This is a genomic window from Umezawaea endophytica (genome assembly GCF_025061645.1).
Taxonomy (GTDB): domain Bacteria; phylum Actinomycetota; class Actinomycetes; order Mycobacteriales; family Pseudonocardiaceae; genus Umezawaea; species Umezawaea endophytica.
Genome location: NZ_JANYMP010000007.1, coordinates 50,598 through 74,576, shown reverse-complemented (window position 1 = coordinate 74,576; position 23,979 = coordinate 50,598). Strand labels below are relative to the sequence as shown.

The 23,979-nt window shown below is 72.1% G+C and carries 21 protein-coding genes; 10 read left to right on the top strand and 11 right to left on the bottom strand.

All coding sequences use genetic code 11. The annotated features are described in order from the left end of the window. Window positions 1–36 precede the first annotated feature (36 nt). Window positions 37–882, top strand: coding sequence for an alpha/beta fold hydrolase (locus NZH93_RS16585; RefSeq protein ID WP_259623989.1), 846 nt, complete (start codon window positions 37–39; stop codon window positions 880–882). Here the strand turns inward: NZH93_RS16585 and NZH93_RS16580 are convergent. Then, window positions 862–1,569, bottom strand: a complete 708-nt coding sequence (locus NZH93_RS16580) for a FadR/GntR family transcriptional regulator (RefSeq protein ID WP_259623988.1) — start codon at window positions 1,567–1,569, stop codon at window positions 862–864. The two genes, NZH93_RS16585 and NZH93_RS16580, sit on opposite strands and share 21 nt — an antisense overlap. 124 nt (window positions 1,570–1,693) lie before the next feature. Between NZH93_RS16580 and NZH93_RS16575 the strand changes: the two genes are divergently transcribed. Next, on the top strand, window positions 1,694–2,722 hold the full coding sequence (locus NZH93_RS16575) for a magnesium and cobalt transport protein CorA (RefSeq protein WP_259623987.1): 1,029 nt from the start codon (window positions 1,694–1,696) through the stop codon (window positions 2,720–2,722). Here NZH93_RS16575 and NZH93_RS16570 read toward each other — a convergent pair. Next, window positions 2,700–3,338 carry a TetR/AcrR family transcriptional regulator gene (locus NZH93_RS16570; RefSeq protein WP_259623986.1) on the bottom strand — a complete coding sequence of 213 codons (639 nt, stop codon included), beginning with the start codon at window positions 3,336–3,338 and terminating at the stop codon, window positions 2,700–2,702. The two genes, NZH93_RS16575 and NZH93_RS16570, sit on opposite strands and share 23 nt — an antisense overlap. A gap of 86 nt (window positions 3,339–3,424) precedes the next feature. Between NZH93_RS16570 and NZH93_RS16565 the strand changes: the two genes are divergently transcribed. The 4 genes from NZH93_RS16565 (at window position 3,425) to NZH93_RS16550 (ending at window position 7,074) form a co-directional block, all read left to right on the top strand. Beyond that, window positions 3,425–3,853 carry a nuclear transport factor 2 family protein gene (locus NZH93_RS16565; protein ID WP_259623985.1) on the top strand — a complete coding sequence of 143 codons (429 nt, stop codon included), beginning with the start codon at window positions 3,425–3,427 and terminating at the stop codon, window positions 3,851–3,853. Further along, window positions 3,846–4,667, top strand: coding sequence for a Rossmann-fold NAD(P)-binding domain-containing protein (locus NZH93_RS16560; protein ID WP_259623984.1), 822 nt, complete (start codon window positions 3,846–3,848; stop codon window positions 4,665–4,667). The genes NZH93_RS16565 and NZH93_RS16560 overlap by 8 nt, the downstream gene beginning before the upstream one ends. Window positions 4,668–4,768: 101 nt before the next feature. Further along, a complete protein-coding gene (locus NZH93_RS16555) occupies window positions 4,769–5,677 on the top strand; it encodes an MBL fold metallo-hydrolase (RefSeq protein ID WP_259623983.1) in 909 nt (302 codons plus the stop codon). After that, window positions 5,674–7,074 carry a carboxylesterase/lipase family protein gene (locus NZH93_RS16550; RefSeq protein ID WP_259623982.1) on the top strand — a complete coding sequence of 467 codons (1,401 nt, stop codon included), beginning with the start codon at window positions 5,674–5,676 and terminating at the stop codon, window positions 7,072–7,074. The genes NZH93_RS16555 and NZH93_RS16550 overlap by 4 nt, the downstream gene beginning before the upstream one ends. Here NZH93_RS16550 and NZH93_RS16545 read toward each other — a convergent pair. Further along, a complete protein-coding gene (locus NZH93_RS16545) occupies window positions 7,071–7,418 on the bottom strand; it encodes an MmcQ/YjbR family DNA-binding protein (protein WP_372506657.1) in 348 nt (115 codons plus the stop codon). The genes NZH93_RS16550 and NZH93_RS16545 overlap by 4 nt on opposite strands. 39 nt (window positions 7,419–7,457) lie before the next feature. Then, a complete protein-coding gene (locus NZH93_RS16540) occupies window positions 7,458–9,749 on the bottom strand; it encodes a glycosyl hydrolase (protein WP_259623981.1) in 2,292 nt (763 codons plus the stop codon). Between the two features lie 262 nt (window positions 9,750–10,011). Between NZH93_RS16540 and NZH93_RS16535 the strand changes: the two genes are divergently transcribed. Continuing rightward, complete coding sequence (locus NZH93_RS16535; protein ID WP_259623980.1) at window positions 10,012–10,794, top strand: DUF899 family protein; 783 nt, start codon at window positions 10,012–10,014, stop codon at window positions 10,792–10,794. Window positions 10,795–11,070: 276 nt separating this feature from the next. After that, window positions 11,071–14,772 (top strand): family 78 glycoside hydrolase catalytic domain, encoded by a 3,702-nt coding sequence (locus NZH93_RS16530; protein ID WP_259623979.1) that lies wholly within the window; start codon window positions 11,071–11,073, stop codon window positions 14,770–14,772. Window positions 14,773–14,832: 60 nt separating this feature from the next. On the opposite strand, the gene NZH93_RS16525 is transcribed toward NZH93_RS16530, so the two are convergent. Then, a complete protein-coding gene (locus NZH93_RS16525; RefSeq protein WP_259623978.1) occupies window positions 14,833–15,408 on the bottom strand; it encodes a GNAT family N-acetyltransferase in 576 nt (191 codons plus the stop codon). 250 nt (window positions 15,409–15,658) lie between these two features. Between NZH93_RS16525 and NZH93_RS16520 the strand changes: the two genes are divergently transcribed. Continuing rightward, window positions 15,659–15,961 carry a DUF3040 domain-containing protein gene (locus NZH93_RS16520; RefSeq protein WP_259623977.1) on the top strand — a complete coding sequence of 101 codons (303 nt, stop codon included), beginning with the start codon at window positions 15,659–15,661 and terminating at the stop codon, window positions 15,959–15,961. Window positions 15,962–16,029: 68 nt separating this feature from the next. On the opposite strand, the gene NZH93_RS16515 is transcribed toward NZH93_RS16520, so the two are convergent. Then, window positions 16,030–17,244 carry a cysteine desulfurase-like protein gene (locus NZH93_RS16515; protein WP_259623976.1) on the bottom strand — a complete coding sequence of 405 codons (1,215 nt, stop codon included), beginning with the start codon at window positions 17,242–17,244 and terminating at the stop codon, window positions 16,030–16,032. 127 nt (window positions 17,245–17,371) lie between these two features. Between NZH93_RS16515 and NZH93_RS16510 the strand changes: the two genes are divergently transcribed. Further along, window positions 17,372–18,592: a GNAT family N-acetyltransferase gene (locus NZH93_RS16510; protein ID WP_259623975.1), complete on the top strand. Its 1,221-nt coding sequence runs from the start codon at window positions 17,372–17,374 to the stop codon at window positions 18,590–18,592. A 10-nt stretch (window positions 18,593–18,602) separates the two neighbouring features. Here the strand turns inward: NZH93_RS16510 and NZH93_RS16505 are convergent, their stop codons facing one another. The 5 genes from NZH93_RS16505 to NZH93_RS16485 form a co-directional block, all read right to left on the bottom strand. Continuing rightward, a complete protein-coding gene (locus NZH93_RS16505) occupies window positions 18,603–19,763 on the bottom strand; it encodes a glycosyltransferase (RefSeq protein WP_259623974.1) in 1,161 nt (386 codons plus the stop codon). An 11-nt stretch (window positions 19,764–19,774) separates the two neighbouring features. Next, window positions 19,775–20,287: an STAS domain-containing protein gene (locus NZH93_RS16500; protein ID WP_259623973.1), complete on the bottom strand. Its 513-nt coding sequence runs from the start codon at window positions 20,285–20,287 to the stop codon at window positions 19,775–19,777. A gap of 440 nt (window positions 20,288–20,727) precedes the next feature. Next, on the bottom strand, window positions 20,728–21,531 hold the full coding sequence (locus tag NZH93_RS16495) for an SDR family oxidoreductase (protein WP_259623972.1): 804 nt from the start codon (window positions 21,529–21,531) through the stop codon (window positions 20,728–20,730). Next, window positions 21,528–23,189: an FAD-binding dehydrogenase gene (locus NZH93_RS16490; RefSeq protein WP_259623971.1), complete on the bottom strand. Its 1,662-nt coding sequence runs from the start codon at window positions 23,187–23,189 to the stop codon at window positions 21,528–21,530. The genes NZH93_RS16495 and NZH93_RS16490 overlap by 4 nt, the downstream gene beginning before the upstream one ends. Continuing rightward, window positions 23,186–23,803: a TetR/AcrR family transcriptional regulator gene (locus tag NZH93_RS16485; protein WP_259623970.1), complete on the bottom strand. Its 618-nt coding sequence runs from the start codon at window positions 23,801–23,803 to the stop codon at window positions 23,186–23,188. Before NZH93_RS16485 ends, NZH93_RS16490 begins: the two co-directional genes overlap by 4 nt. Between the last annotated feature and the right edge of the window lie 176 nt (window positions 23,804–23,979).

The following is a 23,979-nucleotide window of genomic DNA, read 5'->3' as shown; positions in this document are numbered from 1 at the left end:
ATCAAATGTGCCGGAATCTTGTGCAACTATCGAGAGGTGACCGAGACCAACGAGGAGATCGGCCGGACCGTCGACGTCGGCGGTGTGGCGACCAACTACCACGACCTGGGCGACGGGCCGCCGGTGCTGCTGGTGCACGGGTCCGGGCCGGGGGTGTCGGCGTGGGCGAACTGGCGCACGGTGCTGCCGGTGCTGGCCCGTCGGCACCGCGTCGTCGCGCCCGACGTGCTCGGGTTCGGCTACACGCAACGACCTCCGGACGTCGCCTACGGCCCCGACGTGTGGCTCGACCACCTGCTGGGGTTCCTCGACGCGCTCGACCTGCCGAAGGTTTCCGTCGTGGGCAACAGCTTCGGCGGCGCGCTGGCCCTGCGGCTGGCGGCGAAGGCCCCGGAACGCGTGGACCGGCTCGTCCTGATGGGCAGCGTCGGCGTGCCGTTCGACCTCACGCCGGGGCTGGACGCGGTGTGGGGGTTCGAGCCGTCGTTCGCCGCGATGCGCGACCTCATGGGGGTCTTCACCTACGACGGCGCGGCGGTGGACGACGACCTCGCGCGGCTGCGGCTGGACGCGGCCACGCGGCCCGGTGTGCACGAGGCCTACTCGCGGATGTTCCCGGCGCCCCGGCAGGACGGCGTGAACGCGATGGCGCTCGACGACGGGGTGATCGGGGCGCTGCCGCACGAGACGCTGATCGTCCACGGCCGCGACGACCGGGTGATCCCGCTGGCCACGTCGTTGCGGCTGCTGGACCTCATCGACCGCTCGCAGCTCCACGTGTTCGCCCGGTGCGGGCACTGGGTGCAGATCGAGCACGGGGCGCGGTTCGCGGCCCTCGTCGAGGGGTTCCTGGCGGAGGGGTCAGGCGCTGCGGCCCGGTGACCGGGACGGCTCGGAGATCCTGACCAGGTCGGCCCGGTGCTCCACCAGCGCCTTGGCCAGCGCGCCGTGGTCGCGGGTGGTGATCGCCCTCGCCAGGCGGGCGTGCACCTCGACGTTGTGGTCGATCACCTCCTCGACGGCCGGACCGGAGAACTCCGCCCGCACGAGGGTGCCGCGCAGGAGCGTCACGATCGACTCGTACATGCCCGCCAGGACGGGGATCCGCGCCGCCCTGGCGATGGCGCCGTGGAAGCGCATGTTCGCCTCCAGGTAGGCCCTCGGGTCCTGCTTCGCGTTCCGCAGCTCCTCCAGGGCCCACGCCAGGTCGCGCGCGTCCTCCGGGGTCGCCCGCTCGGCCGCCGCCGTCGCGAAGCCGTCCTCCAGGAGGGACCTGGCCTCGAACAGGTCCACCGCGTCGACCAGGAGGCCGCGGAACCACAGGTCGATCACGCCGAGGCGGACCTGCGGGGGCGGCTGGGAGATGAAGACGCCGCCCTGGGCGCCCGGCCTCACCTGGACCACGTCGCGTTCCCGCAGGATGCGCAGCGCCTCGTTCATGGCGTTCGCGCTGACGCCGAAGCGTTCGATCAGCTCGGTGCGCAGGGCGAAGCGGGCGCCCGAGTCGAGCCGCTGCGCCAGGATCTCCTGTTCGAGGTCGGCGGCGATCCGTTCGGGGATGGACGACATGGTCGGAGTCTTCCACAGCGAGTGGTCTGGTCGCCCGCGGTGCCGTGGGGTGTCGGAGTCGCCGAAGTGGTCGTGCGGTGGGATGGCTCTTGGCATCATGGCCCCGACGAGGAGGACCACTTTCATGAGCGCGGCGTCGACCGGTGGCTGGGTGGCGGCGCACGACGCCGTGGTCGGGTGCGCGGTCTACGTGGACGGGCTGCGGCTGCCCGGCCCGTGGACGCACGAGACCGCGGCGGCCGAGGTGCGCGAACGGGGAACGGGCTTCGTGTGGCTCGGGTTGCTCGAACCCTCGGCCGAGCAGGTGCGCCCCGTCGCCGAGACCTTCGGGTTGCCCGCGCGGTCGGCGGGGGACGCAGTGCGCGGCTACCTGCGGCCGAAGGTGGCGCGGTACGGGGAGGTGACGTTCCTGGTGCTCAAGACGGCTCGGCACGTCGCCCACGCGTCGCCGGGCGGTGGCGGGGAGATCGTGGAGACCGGCGAGGTGATGGCGTTCCTCGGGGCGGACTTCATCGTCACGGTCCGGCACGGGTCGCACTCCAGCCTCAGCGGGTTGCGGGCCGAGTTGGAGGCGGCGCCGGAACGGCTCGCGCTGGGGCCTTCGGCGGTGCTGCACGCCATCGCGGACCACGTGGTGACGAGCCACCTCGACGTGACGGAGGCGTTCGAGGGGGACATCGACGCGATCGAGGCACTGGTGTTCGCGCCGGGCAATCCCGTGGGCGCCGAGCAGATGTACCTGATGAAGCGCGAGATCGTGGAGTTGAGCCGGTCGGTGACGCCCCTCGCCGTCGTGCTGCGCGGGGTGGTGGAGAGCCCGGAGGTGCGGGAGGAGGTCCGGGAGGGGTTCCGGGACCTGCTCGACCGGCTGGCCGCGGTGTCGGAGCGGATCGGGTCGTTCGACCAGTTGTTGACCAGCCTGCTCTACGCGACGCTGGCGAAGATCACGCTGCGGCAGAACGACGACGTCCGGAAGATCACCTCGTGGGCGGCGATCGTGGCGCTGCCGACGATGGTGTTCGGGCTGTACGGGATGAACTTCGAGCACATGCCCGAGCTGCGGTGGGAGTACGGGTACTACGGGGTGCTCGGGTTCGTCGCCGTCGGGTGCTTCGTGCTGCACCGGATGTTCAAGCGGAACCGGTGGCTGTAGGGGGTTCGGAGCCGCGGGGTCCACTGTGGATGGTGGAGATCGACCTGAGGATCAGGTCCGTGAGCTTGTCGAGGTAGTCGGGTTCCGCTGCCGCGCCGCGCACGCTCAGGCGCCAGTACAGGGGTGACGCGATCAGGTCCTGCACCAGTTCCAGGTCCGCGTCCGGCGCCAGTTCGCCGCGTTCGGCCGCTCGGTGCAGCATCGCCGCCGAGTGCTCGCGCCTCGGTGTGCCGATCATGTCCTTCACGAACTCGCCCAGCTCCGGGTTGCGGGCCGTTTCCGCCACCAGGTCCGGGAGGATCCTGGCGAAGTGCTCGTCGGTCAGCCAGGCGTGCAGGCTGTCCAGCGCTTCGCGCAGGTCGCCGCGCAGCGAACCGGTGTCCGGGGTCGCGGCGCGGGTGACGCTGAAGTCGGCGATCACGGACATCGCCATCTCCTGCTTGGACGGCCAGCGCCGGTAGAGGGCGCTCTTGCCGACGCCCGCCCGTTTGGCGACGGCCTCCATCGACAGCCTGGCGTAGCCGTTCTCGGCCCACTCGGCCAGCACGGACTCGGTGATGGCCTTGGTGACGGCCGGTTGCAGCAGGGCTGCCCCGGTGGGCGCGCGGCGGGTCATCGGGCGAGTGTAGCGACGAGACGGTGCCGTCCCGTCCTGTGCTAGGTTGGTCGGGACGCTACCGTCTCGTCCTGTTTGGAGATGTCATGAAGTCAGAGGACCTCGTGGTCCACGCGCTGGGCCTGCTGCTCCGCAACGACATGGCGGGCTTCGCCGCGCTGTGGGCGGAGGACGGGGTGCTGGAGTTCCCGTTCGCGCAGCCGGGCGCGCCACGGCGGGTGGAGGGGCGCGCGGCCGTCCAGGAATACCTGCGCGAGTACCCGGATCTGCTGAACGTGCGGGAGATCCCCGAGCAGGTCGTGCACCTGACCGCCGACCCCGACGTGGTGGTCGTGGAGTTCACCGTCAACGGCGTCGTGGTGCCCACGGCGAAGCCGTACACGATGTCCTACATCGCGGTGATCACGGTGCGGGACGGGGAGATCCGGCACTACCGCGACTACTGGAGCCCGGCCGCCGCTGCCGACGTCATGGGCGGTCTGGACAGCGCGTTCTCCGGAGCGGCTGATGTCTGAGGTCCTGGTCGTCGGGTCCACCGGGACCACCGGCTCGCGGGTCGTGGACTTCCTCCGCGAGCGGTCGGTGCCGGTTCGGGCCGCCACTCGGGCGCCCCGGTCGGAGGGGCAGGTCCGGTTCGACTGGGCCGAGCCGGGGACGCACGCCGCCGCGGTGCGCGGGGTGTCGTCGGTCTACCTCGTCGCGCCGATCGGGGTGATCGATCCCGTGCCGCTGGTGGAGCCGTTCCTCGCGACCGCGCTGCGGTCGGGGGTTCGGCGGGTGGTGCTGCTCAGCTCGTCGGCGCTGGAGGAGGGCGACCCGCCGCTCGGTGCCGTGCACGCACTGGTGCGGGCGCTGGTGCCGGAGTGGGCGGTGTTGCGGCCGTCGTGGTTCATGCAGAACTTCACCGGTGACCACGCCGCGGGAGTGGGCGTGCGCACCGGGGAGATCGTGAGCGCCACCGGGGACGCCAGGGTCGCGTTCGTCGACGCGGGGGACATCGCGGCGGTCGCCGGGCACGCGCTGGTGGACCCGGTGCCGCACAACGCGGAGCACGTGCTGACCGGGCCCGAGGCGCTGAGCTACGCGGAGGCCGCTGAGATCATCGGGAAGTGGACCGGGAAGGTGGTGCGCCACCGGGCGCTCGACACCGCGGACCACGCGCGGCACCTCGCGGAGTCGGGGCTGCCCGTCGAGTTCGCCGCCTTCCTGGCCGCGCTGGACGAGGACGTCCGGGGCGGGTCCGAGGACCGCGTCACCGACGCGGTCGAACGGGTGACCGGGCGGCCCGCGCGGAGCTTCCGCGAGTTCGTGGAGGCGGAGATCCGCTGACGCGGCGCCCGACCCCGTGGTGCCTAGCCTTCGCAGGGTGTGGTTGGGCGTCGTCCACGACCCCAGAATTCGTTGTGACCAAAGGAATTCTGGAGGAACCAGTGGACGAGATCAGGTTGGGCGACGTCACCGTGACGCGCGTGGAGGAGATGCACGGGCCGGTCGGCATGACGCCGGACCAGTTCTTCCCCGGCTCGCCGGAGCGGGCGTGGGCGGAGCAGCGGGACGTGCTCGTGCCGGACCACCTGAACCCCGAGGACAACGTGGTGCAGGTGGCGATGCAGACGTGGCTGCTGCGCAGCGAGGGGCGGACGATCCTGGTCGACACCGGCGTCGGCAACGACAAGTCGAGGCCCGCCGTCGCCGGGTGGGACCACCTGGACCTGGACTACCTCGGCAACCTGGAACGGGCCGGTGTGCTGCCGGAGGACGTGGACCTCGTGGTCAACACGCACCTGCACGTCGACCACGTCGGCTGGAACACCCGGCTGCGCGACGGCGGGTGGGAGCCCACGTTCCCCAACGCGACGTACCTGGTGCCCAAGGCGGACTTCGAGTTCTGGAACCCCGCCACGAACTCGGCGGTCAAGGGCGGCGTCAACGAGAACGTGTACGAGGACAGCGTCGCCCCCGTGCACGCCAACGGGCAGGTGCTGCTGTGGGAGGGCACCCACCGGATCGACGCGAACCTGACCCTGGAGGCGGCTCCGGGCCACACGCCCGGCTCCAGCGTGCTGAAGCTCCACTCCGGGACGGACCGGGCCCTGTTCGCGGGCGACCTGGTCCACACCCCGTTGCAGGTGGCCGAACCCGACCACAACAGTTGTTTCTGCGAGGACCCGGTCGAGTCGCGCAAGACCAGGCGAGAGCTGCTCGGCTGGGCGGCCGACCACACCGCGCTGGTGCTGCCCGCGCACTTCAGCGGCCACAGCGCGTTCACCGTCGAGCACCGCGGCTCCGCGTTCGCCATCTCGGCGTGGGCCCCGTTCTCCCGGTACGCGACGCTGTGACCACCGTCCGCACGACCACCGGCGCGGTGCGCGGAAAGCGGGGCGAGCACGGCACGGTGTTCCTCGGCGTGCCGTACGCGGCCCCGCCGGTCGGAGCACTGCGCTTCGCCGCACCCCGGCCGCACGAGCCGTGGACGGGGGTCCGGGACGCGACCCGGCACGGCCCGACGGCGCCCCAGCCCGTCCGGGGCGGGTTCGCGGGCCTGGACCTGTCGCCGTACTTCGCGCCGGGCTGGCGCGAGGGCGACGACCACCTGGTGCTCAACGTCCACGCTCCCGACACCCAGGGCGCGCCGGTGGTCGTGTTCGTCCACGGTGGCGGGTTCGTAGCCGGGTCGGCGAGCGCGGACCTCTACGACGGCACGGCTTTCGCGCGCGACGGCGTCGTGCTGGTGACCGTGGAGTACCGCCTCGGCCTCCACGGTTTCCTGCACCTGCCCGACGAGCCCGACAACCGCGGGGCACTCGACGTCCTCGCCGCCCTGCGCTGGGTGCGTGACAACATCGAGCGCTTCGGCGGCGATCCGACCGCCGTGACCCTGGCGGGCCAGTCCGCCGGGGCCACGATCGTCGCTGGTGTCCTGGCCACTCCGGAGTCCGATGGCCTGGTGCGCCGGGCCGTCGTGCAGAGCGGCAGCGGAACGGGCGCGTTCACCACGGAGCAGGCGCTCATCGTCACGAGGGCGGTCGGGCGGGAACTCGGACTGGACCCCACCGCGGCGGCGCTGGCCGAGGTGCCCGACCAGCGGCTGGTCGACGTCATCCCGAAGCTGGCGGGGCTGGACCTCCGGACGGCGACCCACCACGACCCGCTCGGCGGCATCACGGCGTTCGGCCTCGTCCTGGACCGGCAACCCGCGGACGCGCTCCGCGGCGGGGTGGACCTGCTCATCGGGACCAACCTCGACGAGGGGAGCCTGTACCTGCGGCCGGACGAGGACGTCCCGGCCATCGCGGCCCGCTTCGCCCTGCGGCCGGACGACCTGGCCCTGGCCGAGCGGCCCCACGGCTCGGAGTGGGAACGGCGGTCCGCCGTCCTGGGGATGGGCTTGTTCGGCGCGGGAACGCGGCGCCTGGCCGACGCGAACGCCGCGACCGGCACGCCGACGTTCGTCTACGAGTTCACCTGGCGGTCCGACGCACTGGGCGGCGGGTTCGGCGCGGGCCACGTCGTGGAACTGCCGTTCGTGTTCGACCGGCTCGACCTGCCGTCGCTGCACGGGCCGAACGCGCTGCTGGGCACCACCGCGCCACCCGCCGACCTCGCCGCCCGGACGCACCGGGCGTGGGTGGACTTCGCCACGACCGGTGATCCGGGCTGGCCCCGGAGCGAACCGGGCCGCCGGGTGGTGCGGCGGATCGGCTCGACCTGGGACCTGGTCGACGACCGCGGCTAGCGCTGCGCCAGGTCCGGCACCTCGGCGACCAGCGACTCGGGCGCGGACAGCCGCCACGCCTCGAACACCAGCTCCGCCAGCTCGTCCGCCTCGATCCCGTCGAGGTGGACGACCACCCAGCCGAACCCACCGGAGGTGAACTGCACCTCGAACACCTGCGGCCGTTCGGCCACCAACGCCAACTGCTCGGAAATGGTCTGCTTCAACCCGACCGTCCGGGTGCGCGGCCAGTAGTAGCCGAACCGCTTGCCGCTCACGCTGAACGAGCTGTACTGCTCGCCCTCCGCACGCGTCACGTCGACGAGCGTGTCGAGGATGTCGAAGAACCCACCACTGTCCACCACGGCCCCCAAAGTCAGGTTTCGCAGTATAGGCGGCCTCCGTCAGGAGCGGTGGAAACGCTGGAAGAACTGCCACATCAGGGAGTTCGCGGAGATCTCCCGCGTGGTGGTGCCGTTCCCGGCCGACTCGCTCGGCGCTCCGGGCCACGTGTGCCCGCCGTCGGAGACCGAGTAGAGGACGACCTCCGCGCCCTGCCCGCAGCCGGTGTAGGTGGACCGGCTGACGTGCGAGGAAACCTGCGCGGTGGCCGGGTTCGCGCCGCAGCCGCCGATGGTCGCCCATCGCTGCTGCGCCGCGGGGACGGAGTACTTCCACACGTCGCTGCCGCCGCCGTCGTACGGGTTGGTGGCGTCCTGCCGACCGTGGAACGCGACCACGGGCACACCACGACCCGGTTGGCAGGACTGGGTTTCCGGCCGGGTGGTGTTCGACGGGTCGGGGCGTCCGGCCCGCAGTCCCGCCACCGGGGCGATGGCGGCGATCCCGCCGGGACGGGCGCACGCGTAGGCCGAGATCATCCGGCCGCCGCCGGAGTAGCCCGTGCCGTACACGCGGGTGGTGTCGGCGCACAGGGGACCGGCGAGGGTGGCGACCACCTGGTCGAGGAACGCGACGTCGTCCCGTGCGCCCGCGGGAGGAGCGCCTACGCCGGGCACGTTCCACACGTACCCGCTGCCGCTGGGGATCGCGCCGGACGGTGCCACGACGAGGTACCGGTCGCGGTCCGCGGCGGCCTTCATGTCGCTGTAGGACAGTTGGCCCGCGCCCGTTCCGGTGCTGCCGTGCAGGTTCAGCACGAGCGGCAGCGTGCCGGTGGCGGCGGGTACGTACGCGGTGACCTGGTACGTGGTCCCGGCGAACGTGACCGGCAGGGTCCGTTCGCCGGGGGAGACGGTGCGCGTGCATGACGTCGAGGTACCGGGGAGCGTCCAGTTCTGGTTGGTCTGGCCGTTGCACGCCCAGATCTGCAACGGGGTGCGGTCGGCGCTGGACTGCCCGGTGGCGTCCAGGCACCTCCCGGTCTCGGGGTTCACCAGCGTGCTCCCGTTCGCCGTCCACCGCTGGTGGGTGTTGCCCGCGACGCACGTCCAGAGCTGGACCCTGGTGCCGTTGGCGTTCGTGCCCCCGTTGACGTCGAGGCACTGGCCGAGCGCCCGGATCGTGCCGTCCGCGCCGACCGTCCACTGCTGCGCCGTGCCGCCGTCGCAGGTGTACAACTGCACCTGCGTGCCGTTGGCCGGGTTGGCCCCGGCGACGTCGACGCACTTGCCCCCCAACCCGGTGATCGGACCGACGCGCGTGCCTCCGCCGCCTCCGCTCGCGGGGATGGTGAACTCGCCGCGGTTGAGCACGCGCGGGGAGAAGTAGGACGCCTGCACGGCCGCGTTGCTGTTGTACGCCGGGTTGGTGAGCCACTCCGCCCACACCATCCACCACGCCCAGCGCGGCTGCGCGTCCATCAGCGCCGGGCTCGGCACGCGGCCGACCTCGGCCAGCGCGATGGGCTTGCCACCGGCGACGTTCAGCATCGCCTGGTAGTCCGACGCGCTCGGGTCGTACTTGGCCCACACGTCGAGGCTGGCGACGTCCACGTAGGACGGTCCCGGCCAGTAGTCGGCGATCGATCCCATGGAGACGTCCTTGACGTTCCACACCCACACCAGGTTCGTCAGGCCCTGCGTCCTGGTGTAGAAGTCGTGGGCGATCTGGTACAGCTTGCGGCTGCCGTTCGCGCCGGGCTTGCCGCCCCACCAGGACCAGCCGTCGTTCATCTCGTGGATCGGCCGCCACAGCACGGGGACACCGGCGTCCTGGAGCCTGCGCAGGTGGGGGACGGCCTCGTTGAGTCGGTTCTTGTACGCCGTGTTGAGCGCGGTGCCGTCGGTGACGATCTGGCTCCACTGGTCGGCGTTCAGGCTGGAGTTGATGTCGTTCGCCCAGTCGCAGGTGGATCCCTTGGTGGGCGGGCAGAGGTGCCACGTCAAGGCGACGACCGAACCGCCCTGCCACTGCCGGATGGCCTCGTCGACCATCGACTGGCGGTGGTTGACGTCGTCCGGCAGGAACAGGAAGTCGCCGCCCCACAGTCCGGGCGTCTGGCCGGTGATGCCCTGGGCGACGCGGGTGTACTTCGTCGGGTCGGAGTTGGGTTCGCGGTTGTGCTGGCCGGACAGGGTGGACCGGCCGGAGATGCTCGTGAGGTAGTCGATCAGCGCCGTTCGGGTCGACGCGGGGAACGCCCGTGCGGACAGCGGGGTGAGCAGGGACGCGACCAGCAGGAGCACGCCGACGACGGTCAGGTGTCGTCGCCGGGGCGCAGGGGTGGGGTGCATGGAACGGCCTCCTTGGCTTCGCAGGGTGGTGACCGTGGTACCGCGGTGAACTTAACCGCATAAGCATCCTGACCCTAGGATCGTGTTCGCTTGGTGTCAACGTTTGAGCACGCGCTGCGATTCATCGGCGATCTGGATTGATTAACCGCAAAAGTTCCCGTGGCGAAGCTCGGAGCCGAGCGCCGATGATTTAGGCGCGGCTCGGGAGTCTGTTCGTGTGTTGTTGGACTTCGCACACCGAGACACACCACGGAGGACACCCATGACGGCCACGCCGAGTGACCAGACCACCGCGCTGCCCGGCGCCCCGCCCGTCGTCGACCTGGCCACCTGGCAGGCCGCCCGTGACGAGCTGCTGGTCCGGGAGAAGGCCCACACCCGTGAGGGCGACGCCATCGCCGCGGCCCGCCGCCGGCTGCCGGTGGTGGAGTTCGACGGGACGGTCGAGGTCGTCGGAGCCGACGGCCCGGTCCCGTTCCTCGACCTGTTCCAGGGTCGCGAGGAACTCGTGGTCTACAAGCACATGTGGTACGACGGCGCGCCGCACCAGGGGCAGTGCGAGGGCTGCACCACCACGGCCTGGCACCTCGACGACTCCGCCTACCTCAACGCTCGCGGGGTCTCGTTCGCGACGGTGACGACGGGCCGGTGGGACGAGGTCGCCGCCTATGTCGAGTTCATGGGCTACATCCAGCCCTGGTACTCGGTCCGCGACGCGCCCGCCCCTGTCGGGGACCGCATGGGGCACCTCACCTGCTTCCTGCGCGACGGCGACCGCGCGTTCCTCACCTACGCCACGACGGGCCGCGGCAACGAGCGGGCCAACCCGGCGCTCGGTCTGCTCGACATGACGCCCAATGTCCGGGGGGAGGCGTGGGAGGACAGGCCCGACGGTCGGCCGGAGGGGCGCCACGCGTGCTGGTCCTGGCGCTCGGACGCGGACGGGAACTCGACCTGGGGCCCGACCAGCCGCCCCGTCCCGCAGTGGACCCGCCCCGGCGCGACCCCCGTGGACACCCTTGGCAGGCGAGGCGACTGCCACTGACGCACGATTCCGGCAAGGTCGGTGGTGGGCGGGTCTTCCCGCCTGCCACCGAGCCAGGCCGTCGCGGGCCATGACGGCCTGTCGAGGCATCGGGTTCCCCCGCGCCGGTGTGCGAGCGCTGGGCCGAATGGTCCCGCCGTTCGAGGCAGGGTTCGACCTGCTCCCCACCATGGCGGTTGACGTCTGTGATGGCGATCACTTAGCTTCGTCATGTCAGCGTAATTGAAACGTTTTAATTGCGTGGACCCCTGCCCTCGACCCCTCGCGGAGCCCAGCATGCGACGCGCACCAACCGCCCGGAGAGGACGCCTGCACGTCCTCGTGGCGAGCCTCGTCCTCCTCCTGATCTCGACGACCCTGGCGGGTCCGACCGCCTCGGCCGCCACCCCCGTCAGCCTCGCCGACGCCCACTGGGTCTGGTTCCCGGAGGGCAACCCCGCCGTGTCGGCCCCGGCGGGCGACCGGTACTTCCGCCGGACGTTCACCGTCCCGACCGGAGGGGTCACGGAGGCCCAGTTCGTCGTCACCGGCGACGACACGGTCGACGTCTGGCTCAACGGCACCCCGCTTGCCTCGTCCGTCCGCGAGGTCGACTCGTGGACGAAGTCGCTGCACGTGGACCTGCGGTCCGCGCTGACCTCCGGCGCGAACACGCTGGCCGTCGTGGCGCGCAACTCCTCCGCGGGGCCTGCCGGCCTGCTCGGACGGGTTCGCGTCGTCACCGCGGGCGGCACGGTCGACTTCGGCACCGACAACGCCTGGAGGGTCTCGCAGACCCCGGCCGACGGCTGGGAGAAGCCGGGCTTCGGTGACGGCGGCTGGTCCGCCGCGGCCGACCTCGGCGCCAACGGCACCGGGCCGTGGGGGACCAGGGTGGTCGCGCCCGACCCGAACGCCGCGTCGCCGCTGGGCGTCGGCGCCACGACCACGGAACGCCGGGTCGACCCGCTCGGCGTCGACACGCCACGCCCCCGGTTCGGCTGGAAGCTCACCGGCGGCGGTGGCCAGGCGCAGGGCGCCTACCAGGTGCTCGTCAGCACCAGCGCGGACGCCGCGACCGGCAACGTCTGGGACAGCGGTCCCGTGGCGAGCGGCCAGTCGGTGGACGTCGTCCACGCGGGCGGCGCGCTGGCGTCGCACACCCGCTACTACTGGCGCGTCAAGGTCTGGGACACCCAGGGGCGGGCGAGCGGCTGGAGCGCCGTGCGGTCGTTCGAGACCGGTCTGCTCACCCCCGCGACGGAGTGGCAGGGCGCGTTCATCGGGCAGCCCGGCACCTCGCCGGGGCTCGGCGGCGCGAACTGGATCTGGTACCCCGAGGGCGATCCGTCCGCCGGGGTGCCCGCCGCGACCCGCTACTTCCGCGCGAACGTCACCCTCGCCTCGGCGCCCCAGGTCGCGAGCCTGATCGCCACCGGTGACGACACCGTGGACGTGTGGATCAACGGCACGCAGGTCAGCACGTCGCCGCGGGTCGCGGACTCGTGGAAGACGGCGGCCGTCGTCGACGTCGCGAGCAGGCTGCGCGCGGGCGCCAACACGATCGCCCTGTCCGGCCAGAACACCAGCCAGTCGCCCGCCGGGGTCATCGCGCGGCTCGTCGTGGGCAGCGATGTCGTCGCGAGCACCGACGGCTCCTGGAAGTCCTCGCAGACCGCGCCCGCGGGCTGGGAGCAGCCCGGTTTCAACGACTCCTCCTGGGCCGCGGCCAGGGTGGCGGCCGCCTACGGCGCGGGGGCGTGGGGGAGCGGCGTCAGCGTGCCGCAGACCACGCCGTCCCCGTTGCTCCGCAAGGCCTTCACGGTCGGCAAGCCGGTCGCCAAGGCCCGGCTGTTCACCACGGCGCTCGGCTTGCAGGAGACCAGGCTCAACGGCGCCAAGGTCGGTGACGACGTCCTCGCCCCCGGCTGGACCGACTACCGGAAGCGGTTGCAGTACAAGGAGTACGACGTCACCAGCCGGATCGTCCAGGGCTCGAACGCGCTCGGCGCGTGGCTGGGCAACGGCTGGTACGCGGGCACGATCGCCTGGTACGGCGGCAGCAACTACGGCCCCAAGCCTTGGTACTCCGCCCAACTGCGGTTGACCTACACCGACGGCACCACCTCGGTCGTCGCGACGGACAGCTCCTGGAAGTACGCGGCGGGCCCGATCACCGCGGACGACATGCAGATGGGGGAGCGGTACGACGCCCGCAAGCTCCCCGCGGGCTGGGACGGGGCCGCGTTCAACGACAGCTCCTGGGGCGCGGTCGGCGTGCGGTCCGACGCGCCGCCGAAGCTGGTGTCCCAGGCGGACGAGGGCGTCCGCGTCCAGCAGGACCGGACCCCGATCGCGATCACCCAGCCGAAGCCCGGCGTGTGGATCTTCGACCTGGGCCAGAACGCCACCGGCTGGAACCGGCTGCGCGTCGCGGGCCCGGCGGGCACCGTGGTGACGATGCGGCACGGCGAGATCCTCAACGCCGACGGCACGCTCTACACCGACAACCTGCGCATCGACGGCCTTGGCACCGACAAGTACACGTTGTCCGGCAACGGGACCGAGACCTACGAGCCCCGGTTCACCGTGCACGGCTACCGCTACGTCGAGGTGACGGGCTTCCCCGGCACCCCGACCACGTCGGCGATCACCGGCCGCACCGCGTGGACGGCGGCGCCCGAGGCGGGCACGCTGACCACGTCCAACCCGATGCTCAACAAGGTGCAGCAGGCCATCGTGTGGGGGCAGCGCTCCAACATGCTCTCCCTGCCGACGGACTGCCCGCAGCGCAACGAGCGGCTGGGCTGGACCGGTGACATCGCGTCGTTCGCGGCCACGTCGACGTTCAACATGGACATGTCGACGTTCCTGGACAAGTTCGCCGACGACCTCACCGACGCGCAGCACGCCGACGGCGCCTTCACCAACACCGCGCCGGACCTCGGTGCGGGACAGGGCATCGCGGGCTGGGGCGACGCCGGGGTGATCGTGCCCTACACGCTGTGGCAGCGTTCCGGGAACCTGCGGGTGGTCGACGAGAACTTCTCGGCGATGACGCGGTGGATCGAGTTCCTGCGCTCCACCGCCGACGGGAACCTGATCCGCGACGACAACGGCTTCGGCGACTGGCTCAACGTCCAGGACGACACGGCCCGCAACATCATCTCCACGGCGTACTTCAGTTGGTCGGCGCGGCTCGTGTCGCGGATGGCCGAGGCGACCGGGCGCACGGCGGACGCCTCGAAGTACGCGGCGCTCGCCGACCAGGTGGCGGCGGCGTTCACCTCGCGGTTCGTGGCGGCCGACGGCACGGTGTCCGGCAACACCCAGACCGGGTACGTGCTGGCGCTCGCGTTCGGCCTCGTGCCGCAGAACCGGAAGCAGTCGTTGGTGGACAAGCTGGTCGCGAGGATCGGCGCTTCCGGCGGACACCTGACGGTCGGGTTCCTCGGCGTGGAGAACCTGCTGCCGGTGCTGGTCGACCACGGCCGTTCCGATGTCGCGTACCAGGTGCTGCTGCAACCCGGTTACCCCGGCTGGGGCTACATGGTGAACACCGGCGGGACGACGATCTGGGAGCGCTGGGACAGCATCCGACCGGACGGGAGCTTGCAGGACAAGGGGATGAACTCCTTCAACCACTACGGGTTCGGCTCGGTCGGCGACTTCCTCTACCGCCAGGTCGGCGGCCTCGGCCCGGCCTCGCCCGGTTACCGGTCGCTGCTGATCGCACCCAAACCGGGCGGTGGGCTGACGTCGGCGAAGTCCGCCTACGAGACGCCGTACGGCCAGGCGGTCAGCGACTGGTCGATCTCCGGCGGCGTGCTGACGCTCCGGGTCACGGTGCCCGCCGGGGCGTCGGCGACCGTCCGGGTACCGGCGGGGTCGGCGGCGGCCGTGACGGCCCCGGCCCAGGCCGTGCCGTTCGGGTACGGGGGCGGCGCGGCGGCGTACCGCCTGCCCGCCGGTAGCTACACCTTCACCGCCCCGGCGTAGCCGGGACCAGGGAGGGCGCTACCCCGACCGGGGTGGCGCCCTCCCGGTGCGGTGGTGGCGCTAGGCGCGCACCGCTCGGTCCACCGGGGACGGACGCCGCCACTCGGGCGCCAGGACGGACCAGACCTCGATGTCGTACCGCTTGCCGCGGTGCGGGTAGCTCTCCCGCAGCACGCCCTCCCTGGTGAACCCGAGTCGCCGCGCCACGGCGGTGCTGGCCGTGTTCTCCGCCGCCGCCAGCCACTCCACGCGGTGCACGCCCCGTTCGTGGACCGCCCAGTCCACGAGCACCCGCACCGCCCTGGTCACCAGGCCCCGGCCCGCCGCCGACGGCTCCAGCCAGCAGCCGGCCTCGGCGACGCCGAGAGTGAGGTCCATCGTGCGCAGCACCACCCCGCCGACCAGGGCGCCGTCCACCCAGATGCCGTCGATCCGCCCGGTGTCCGACGCGGCCTTCTCCGCGTACGACCGGAGGTAGGCCCGGCTCGACGCCAGGTCGGTGACGACGTCGGGCAGCGAGACGAAGCGGCCGACGAACTCGCGGCCGCGGTCGAGGTGGGTGAGGAACTCCTGCGCGTGCCAGGGGGTGAGCGGACGCAGTTCCGCGCCGTCGTCGCCCAGGGACATGGCGTACATCGGCACCCTCCGCGGTCGAACCCGGTCACCTCGGAGGGATCTTCGCACGGGCCGGGGCCGCCACCCGCCGATCGACCTCGTCGGGGCGAACGGAGAGCTGGGAGCGTTCCCAGAGTTCGCGCGGAGGGGGACGCCGAGCGCCTCCTGTGGTCTGGACCGCGGCGCCGTCAAGGCCGATGTCGTGGCCACCGGCGGAATACTGGGTAATACTGGTTCCGGTCGGGGTCCACAGCGCGGAGGTGGCTGACGAGTGGCGTTGCGCGATCAGGAGATACGGCAACTCGCGGAGATCGAACGGCGGTTGACCGAAGGCGATCCCCGGTTCGCCGCCACGGTGCGGAAGCTGAACGGGCGGAGGCCACGAGCGCCTCGCGCGGTCAGGGACGTGGTGGTGCTGCTGGCGACCTACCTGGTCGGTCTGGCCGTGATCGTCCTCGGTACGTGGTGGTCGTCGGTGGTCGTGGTGGCGGTGGGCGCGGTCGTGACCGCGAGCCTGCCGGTGCTGGTCGGCTACCGGGCGTTCCACGCGTGGCGGGAGGACCGAGCGGGCTGACGCCCGTTCGGTGAGGCGGTGGGACGTCGACCTCCGTCGACGTCCCGCGCTCCACCCTGGCCGCGTGGTCACCCCGCCCCGGTCAGCTCCGCCACGGCGGTGAGCAGCCGGTCGACGTCCGCGCGGTCGTTGTAGTGCGCCAGGCCCGCCCGCACCGCGCCCCCGGAGTCCCGCAGGCCGAGCGCCCCGGTCAACTCCCACGCGTAGCTGTGCCCGTGCCACACGTTCACCCCGCTGACCGCCAGGTGCTCGGCGACCGCGGCCGGGGTGCGGCCCGCGACCCGGAAGTAGGCGATGGCGGTCCGCTCGGCGGGCTTGCCGTACAGGGTCACGTCCGGCAGCCCGGCGAGGCCGCCCAGCAGCACTTCGAACAGGTCGCGCTCGTGCGCCCCGACGGCCTCCATCGACACCCGCAGCCGCTCGCGGCGGGACAGCGACGGGCGCGGCAGCGCGAGTCCGGCCAGGTGTTCCACGGCGGCCGTGACGCCCGCCAGGTCGGCGAACGGGGCGGTGCCCGTCTCGAACCGGTCCGGCACCCGGTCCGGCGACGGCATCAGCTTCTCCGGGTGCAGCGTCTCCAGCAGCGCCGGGTCGGCGATGAGCGCGCCGATGTGCGGGCCCGCCCACTTGTACGCGCTGGTGACGTAGAAGTCGGCGCCGAGCGCCCGGACGTCCGGCAGGTCGTGCGGCGTGGAGTGGACGCCGTCGACGAACGTCAGCGCGCCCGCGGCGTGCGCCTTCGCGGTGATCGCGGCGACGTCCGGCCGGGTGCCGAGGATGTTGCTCGCCGCCGTCACGGCCACCAGCTTGGTGCGGTCGCCGATCAGCGCGTCGTACTGGTCCGCAGGCAGTTCGCCGGTGTCGACGTCCACCTCGGCCCAGCGGACCACGGCTCCGGCGCGGGCCGCGGCCTGGACCCACGGGCGGACGTTCGCGTCGTGGTCGAGGCGGGACACGACGATCTCGTCACCCTCCTGCCAGTCCGCGGCCAGGGTGTGCGCGAAGCGGTAGATCAGCGTGGTGCTGTTCGGCCCGAACACCACCCCGGACGGGTCGCCGCCCACCAGGTCCGCGACCGCCTGCCGCGCGTCGGCGACGATCGCCGTCGACCGGGCGCTCGCCGGGAACGGGCCGCCCACGTTGCCGATCCCGACCCGGTAGGCCGTCGAGATGGCGTCGATCACGGAGGACGGCGTCTGCGTGCCCGCCGCGCCGTCGAGGTACGCGTACCCGTCGAGCAGCGCGGGGAACCGGGAGCGGATGGCGGCGATGTCGAAGGTCATGGCGGCCAGCCTCGTCCAGTGCGGACGGACACGGAAGTGGTGATGGACGCGAAGTGATGTCACTCGACGTGAAGTTAGGTTAGCCTTCGCTTTCTTTCCGGTGGTCAACGGCTCAAAGGATCTGCTCATGGGTGATGGCGCCTTCACAGTCCGTGTTCTCTCCCGAGGTGACGTGGTGCCGTTGCGCCACGTCCTCGCCGGGGCGTTCCTCACCGATCTGGACGAGGACCGGCCGGAGCGCGTCGAGCACGTCCTCGAGTACGACCGGACCCGCGGTGTCTTCCACGGCGACGAGATGGTCGGGGTCGGAGCCGTGCTCACCCGTGAGATCACCCTGCCCGGCGGTGTCGTGGCGCCGACCGCCGCACTGACCGCGGCGGGTGTGCGGCCCGGCTACCAGCGCAGGGGAGCGCTGAGCCTGCTGGTGTCGAGCCTGGTGGACAGCGTCCGGAGCCCGGAGGGCGAGGCGTTCGCGATCCTGTGGGCCTCCGACGGCGCGATCTACAGCCGCTTCGGCTGCGGGTCGCTGGCGTCGGACCTGCTGCACGTGGCCCTGCCGCACGGCGCGGAGTTCCACGCGGGGGTGGACGTCGGCGACGCCATCGTCCGCGAGGTCGCCCGGCACGAGGCCGTTCCGGTGCTCAAGGAGGTGTACGAGCGCGTGCGGACCTCGCGCGTCGGCTGGCTCGGCCGGACCGACGGCTCGTGGGAGTTCCACCTCGCCGACGAGGACCGGTACCGCGACGGGCTCTCGGCGTTTCGCTACGCCCTGCACCCGCAGGGGTACGCCGTCTACCGGGTGAAGACCGCGTGGGACGCGCGCGGACCGCAGGACGAGATCCACGTGCACGAACTGGTCGCGGAGACCGACGTCGCCCACGCCGCCCTGTACCGCCACCTGCTCGACCTCGGGCTCGGCGGCGAGGTCACGCACTACACGTCCGCGGACGACCCGATCACGCACATGCTGGCCAACCCCCGCGCGGCGGTCCGGCGGCGCAACGACGCCCTGTGGGTGCGGCTCGTCCACCTCGACCGCGCCCTGGAGCAGCGGCGCTACCTGGCCGACGTGGACGTGGTGGTCGAGGTGGACGACCCGCTGTTCCCGTGGAACGCGGGCCGGTGGCGGTTCACCGTCGAGAAGGGGCGCGCGACGGTGCGAAGAACCCACGACGACCCCGACGTCACCGCGGACGTCGCCGCGCTCGGCTCGGCGTTCCTCGGCGGCACGCGCCTGACCGTGCTCGCCCGAGCCGGGCGCGTGCGGGAGCACACCTCCGGCTCGGTCGGGGCGCTGTCGGTCGCGTTCCTCGCCGAGCACTCCCCGCACTGCCCGGAACTGTTCTGACCCGCCCGCGTCACTTCTCGGCGGTGGCTCCCCGGCGCCGGGTGCGGGTCGTCTTCCGGTAGGCGTTCGCCACCTCGGTCGCGATCCGGTTCCACGAGTAGCGCGCCCGTGCGCGGTCGGTGCCGTTGATCGCGCAGACGTCCCGCTTGATCGGGTCCTCCAGCAGTTCGCGCAGCGCCCGGCGGAGCGCGACCGCGTCGCGGGGTGGGACCAGCACGCCGGTGACGCCGTCGATGATGACGTCGGTCATCGCGCCCACCGCGGTCGCGATGACCGGGACCCCGCACGCCATGGCCTGCACCACCGCGACGCCGCACGGCTCGTGCCACGGCACGCACACGACGATGTCCGCCGAGCGCAGCAGCGCGGGCAGGTCGTCGGGGTGCACCTCGCCGGTGAACCGGACCCGGTCGGCGACGCCGATCCTGCGCGCGTGCTCCAGGAGGCCGCACTCCTCGTCGGGCGCCGCGGGCCGGGCCGGCCCCGTGATGAGCAGTTCGGCGCCGGGGACGGCCGCCATCGCGGTGATGGCGGTGCGGAGGCCGTTGTACGGCAGCGCGCTCCCCAGCGCGACCACCCGGCGCTCGGCGCCGCGGTGAGCGACGGGACCGTCCGGGCGGAACCGGTCGGTGTCGACACCCCACGGCACCACCGACATCCGCGCGCCCGGCACGCCGATGCGCACCAGCCCGAACACCTCGTCGCTGCTCGCCGCGATGACCCGGTCGGCGCCGAGGGCCACCAACCGCTCCAGGTCGGTCCGCCCCCGCACGACCATGCGGTCGATCCGGTGCTCCACGACCCTGATCCCGTGGAACGACTGCACCAGCGGGGCGGGTGAGTCGCGCACCGCCAGGCCGGAGTGCCAGGAGTGCAGGTGGATCACGTCGGGCGCGTGCTTGGCCCAGTCGCGGTCGAGGTACGCCGCGAACTCGTCGAGGTGGGGGATCAGGGCCGCCTTCGGCAGCCGGGTGGGAGGACCGACGGGCACCCGTACGAGGTCGTAGCCGCGCCGGGTGGGCTCGGACTCGGGGAGGCCGGGGGCGTGGCGCCGGACGTGGAGGGTGACCTCGTGGCCCTGGCGGCTCAACGCGGCGGAGAGGTCCTCGATGTGCGCCACGTGTTCGGCGGGCTCCGCTTCCCACGCGGCCGCCACCATGTCTATCCGCATCCTCGGCTTCGTCACGCGTGTCGAGTTCTTCGCACCGGTTGTTCGCCACCTGCCACCGCCGAACGGGCGGTGGTCGCCTGGAAGGCGCGGCCCGCGAACGCGCGCCGCCCGTCGAACCGCTGGGCGGTGGGTGGCGGGCGCACGGCGGCGATCGCGTCCAGCGCCTCGGCGAGCCGCACGGCGCACGTGGCGGGGGACCGCGTCAGGACGTGCAGCACCGACAGGGCGTCGCACGCGGCCAGGGTGCGCCGAACCGATCGGTTCGGCGCCACCACGAGCATCGGCACGCCGCTGCTCCGCGACCGGTGGTGCTCGACCACCAGCACCCCCACGCCCGCCGCGGACAGGAACTCGACCCCGCTCAGGTCGACGACGACGGCGCGGGGCGCGGCAGGCGGTCGGTGTGCTTGCCGCACCCGCTCGCCGAGCAGCGCCGCCGTGCTGTAGTCCACCTCACCGGTCGCGGAGACCACGGCGGCGCCGGCCGCCGTGGTCGTGGTGTCCACGCACAGCAGCATTTCCATCGATCTGTTCCCGTCGTTCCGGGGTGGCGCGCGACCACAGCCGATTCGGACGCGACTGGCTGCTCAGCCGCAGTGTCGATTGTCGTACCACCGGAGGTAGGGCGCAGACACCTGGACGAGGGTTGTTTTCACTCGGAAGAGTGACGTAGTGCTTGCGATGGCAACTACTGGGAGGCAGGAAGGTGAATTCCTTGGAACATTAGGGTTCCGGAACTGAGCCGTCGGCGCGCGCGGCCGGAAGCCGGTCGTACCAAGGGAGTGAAGTATTCGTGACCGATGCGTCCGCGCGATTTCCCTGCCGGGTCAGGGGATTCCGCCGTGCCACGATCGGGTGTACGAGGCGGCGGGTTCCACGATCCCGCGCTTCCCCACGACCGAGTCGTCGACCTCGGGAAGGGTCGGTGGCACCGGGCGCCCCTTCCCGAGGTCGACGACTCAGCTCACCGCTTGAGCCCGTGCGCCCTCGCCGTCAGCTTGTGCGCGAACGACCGCGGCGCGAGGCGGCGGATGGCGAAGACCAGCGGGGCGCGGCTGCCCACGGCGTACAGCGGGCGCGGGGACGGTGCCCGGACGGCCCGGACGATGGTCTCGGCGACCCGCTCCGCGGTGATGCCCGACGCCTCGTTCGCGTTCAACGTGGACAGCATCGTGCGGTAGTCGTCCGCGTAGGGCGAGTCCTCCGCGATGTACTTGGTGCGCCGCGTGCTGATGCCCGTGTTGATCGAGCCGGGCTCCACGGTCGTGATGCCCACGCCGAACGGCGACACCTCCAGCCTCGCGGCGTCGGCGAACCCCTTGATCGCCGCCTTCGTCGCCACGTAGGAGGAGCGGTAGGCGAGCGGGAAGCTGGCCAGCATGGAGCCGACCATGACGATCCGGCCGCGGCGGCGTTCGCGCATGCCCGGCAGGACGAGCTGGGTCAGGCGCACCGGCGCGAGCACGTTGAGGCGGAACACCTCCTCGATCGCCGCGGTGGGCAGCTCCTCCAGCGGCCCCACCTGGCTCTCGCCCGCGTTGTTGACCAGCACGTCCACGTCGGCGAGCACCGGTGCGAAGTCCTCGACCGCCTGCGGATCCGTCAGGTCGAGGGCCCGGTAGTCGACGCCGTCGAGCCGGTCGTCCTTGGCGATGGCGTCGGGGTTCCGGCTGGTGCCGATCACCCGGTAGCCGAGCGCGACCAGGGCGGCGGCGGTCGCGCGGCCGATGCCGGACGACGCCCCGGTGACGAGCGCGGTGCCCGTCACGACAGTTCCCTGGACAGCGCGCGGCCCGCGGCGCGGCCGGAGAAGATGCAGCCGCCGAGGAAGGTGCCCTCCAGCGCGTTGTAGCCGTGCACGCCGCCGCCGCCGAACCCGGCGACCTCGCCGGCCGCGTACAGGCCGGGGAACGGCTCGCCGTCCGGCCGCACGACCTGCGAGTCGAGGGTGGTCTGGAGGCCGCCGAGGGTCTTGCGGGTGAGGACGTTGAGCCGCACGGCGATCAGCGGGCCGTGCGCCGGGTCGAGGATCCGGTGGGGCTTGACCGTGCGCGCCAGCTTGTCGCCGATGTAGCGGCGGGCGTTGCCGATCGCCATCATCTGGAGGTCCTTGGAGTACGGGTTCGCGACCTCGCCGTCACGGGCCTCGATCTGGCCGCGCAGCACGGCCTCGTCGATCTGCGGGCCGCGGGACAGCTTGTTCATGCCCTGCACCAGCTCCGGCAGAGTCTGCGCGACGACGAAGTCCACGCCGTTCCGCTTGAACGCGTCCACCGGGCCCGGCGCGCCCTTGCTCACCCGGCTGCCGATGGTCTTCTTCAGGTCCTTGTCGGTGAAGTCGGGGTTCTGCTCGGAACCCGAGAGCATGAACTCCTTCTCCAGGATCGTCTGGGTCAGCACGAACCAGGAGTAGTCGTGGCCGGTGGCCAGGATCGCCTTCATCGTCGTGTTGGTGTCGAAGCCGGGGAAGTTCGGGGCGGGCAGCCGCCGCCCGGTCGCGTCGAACCACAGCGACGACGGGCCGGGGATGATCCGGATGGCGTGGTCCGGCCAGATCGGGTCCCAGTTGTGGATGCCCTCGGTGTAGTGCCACATCCGGTCGGCGTTGACGACGTTCGCGCCCGCGTCCTGGGTGATGGCGATCATCCGGCCGTCGACGTGCGCCGGGACGCCGGAGATCATCGTCTTCGGGCACGCGCCGAGCCGCTCGGTAGGCCAGTTGCGGCGGATCAGCTCGTGGTTGTGGCCGATGCCGCCGGACGTGATCACGACGGCCTTCGCCCGCAGCTCGAACTCGCCCGCCTTCTCCCGCGAGGAGGCCTTGCCGCGCTCCTCCTCGCTGGGCACCAGCACCGTGCCGCGCACGCCCACCGCGGCGCCGTCCTCCACGACCAGGTCGTCGACCTGGTGGCGGAACGCGAACTGGACCAGTCCGCGCTTCTCGCCCTCCAGCACGGGTTCGGCGAACACCCGGACGACCTCGGGCCCGGTGCCCCAGGTGAGGTGGAAGCGAGGGACGGAGTTGCCGTGGCCCGTGGCGCTGCCGCCGCGCTCCGCCCACCCGACCAGCGGGGTGATCCGCAGGCCGAGGTCGTGCAGGTACTTGCGCTTCTCCGTGGCCGCGAACCGCACGTAGGCCTCCGCCCACTGCCGCGCCCAGTGGTCCTCGTCGTCGCGGTCGAAGCCCGCCGAGCCCATCCAGTCCCGCAGCGCCAGCTCGTAGGAGTCCTTGATCCCCAGTCGGCGCTGCTCGGGGCTGTTCACGAACATCAGCCCGCCCAGCGACCAGAACGCCTGCGCGCCCAGGTTCGCCCGGTTCTCCTGCTCGACCACCAGCACGCGGCGACCGCTCTTGACCAGTTCGTGCGTCGCGACGAGGCCCGCCAGGCCCGCGCCGACGACGATGACGTCGGGTTCGAAAGTCATGACCGTCCCTTGTTCTCGGTGCTGTAGGCCGTCAACACGTGCGTCGCCAGGTCGGCGCGGCGCTGTCGCACGGCGGGGTTGTCGGGTTCCATCAGGCACTGCACGGCGGTGCCGTCGTGCACGGCGATCAACGCCTGCCCGAGCGCCGCCCGGTCCGGGACCACCCGGCCGACGCGCGCGAGCAGGTCCTCCACGAACGGCGCGGCGGCCTCCACGATCGCGTCCTCGCGAGCGGTCATGACCCGCCGCAGCGCCGGGTTGCGCAGGGCGTGCGCGGTGAACTCGGCGCTGACGCGGAACCACACGTCGTCCACCGGTATCGCGGGCAGCAGGTGGTCCACGACCGACCGCACGTCGGAGACCTCCGCGCTGCCGACGTTCTCGAAGGCCGTCCGCATGGACTCGATCAGGTCGTGCGAGCGCTGCTCCCACATGGCCAGGAACAGCTCGTCCAGCGAGGCGAAGTTCGAGTAGAACGCCCCGCGCGTGAACCCGGCCCGCGCGCACACCTGCTCGACCGTCGACCGCCCGAAACCCTCTTCGGCGAACACCTCGGCCGCGGCGTCCAGCAGCCGCCGACGCGTCTCGGTGCGCCGCTTGGACAGCTCGGTCATCACGCGCACCTCCCGCGGTTGGCTCGGAAGGTAGCAGATACGCGGGTGTATCGGATACATGAATGTATCGAGCGGCGGTGGGGCGCCCCCGCGGCACCGGTCGTCGAGGCCGGGCGCAGGCCGTCGCCGAGCCAGGTGGAGCCCGCCGCGTTCACCCGAACGCCCGAGGTGGCAAT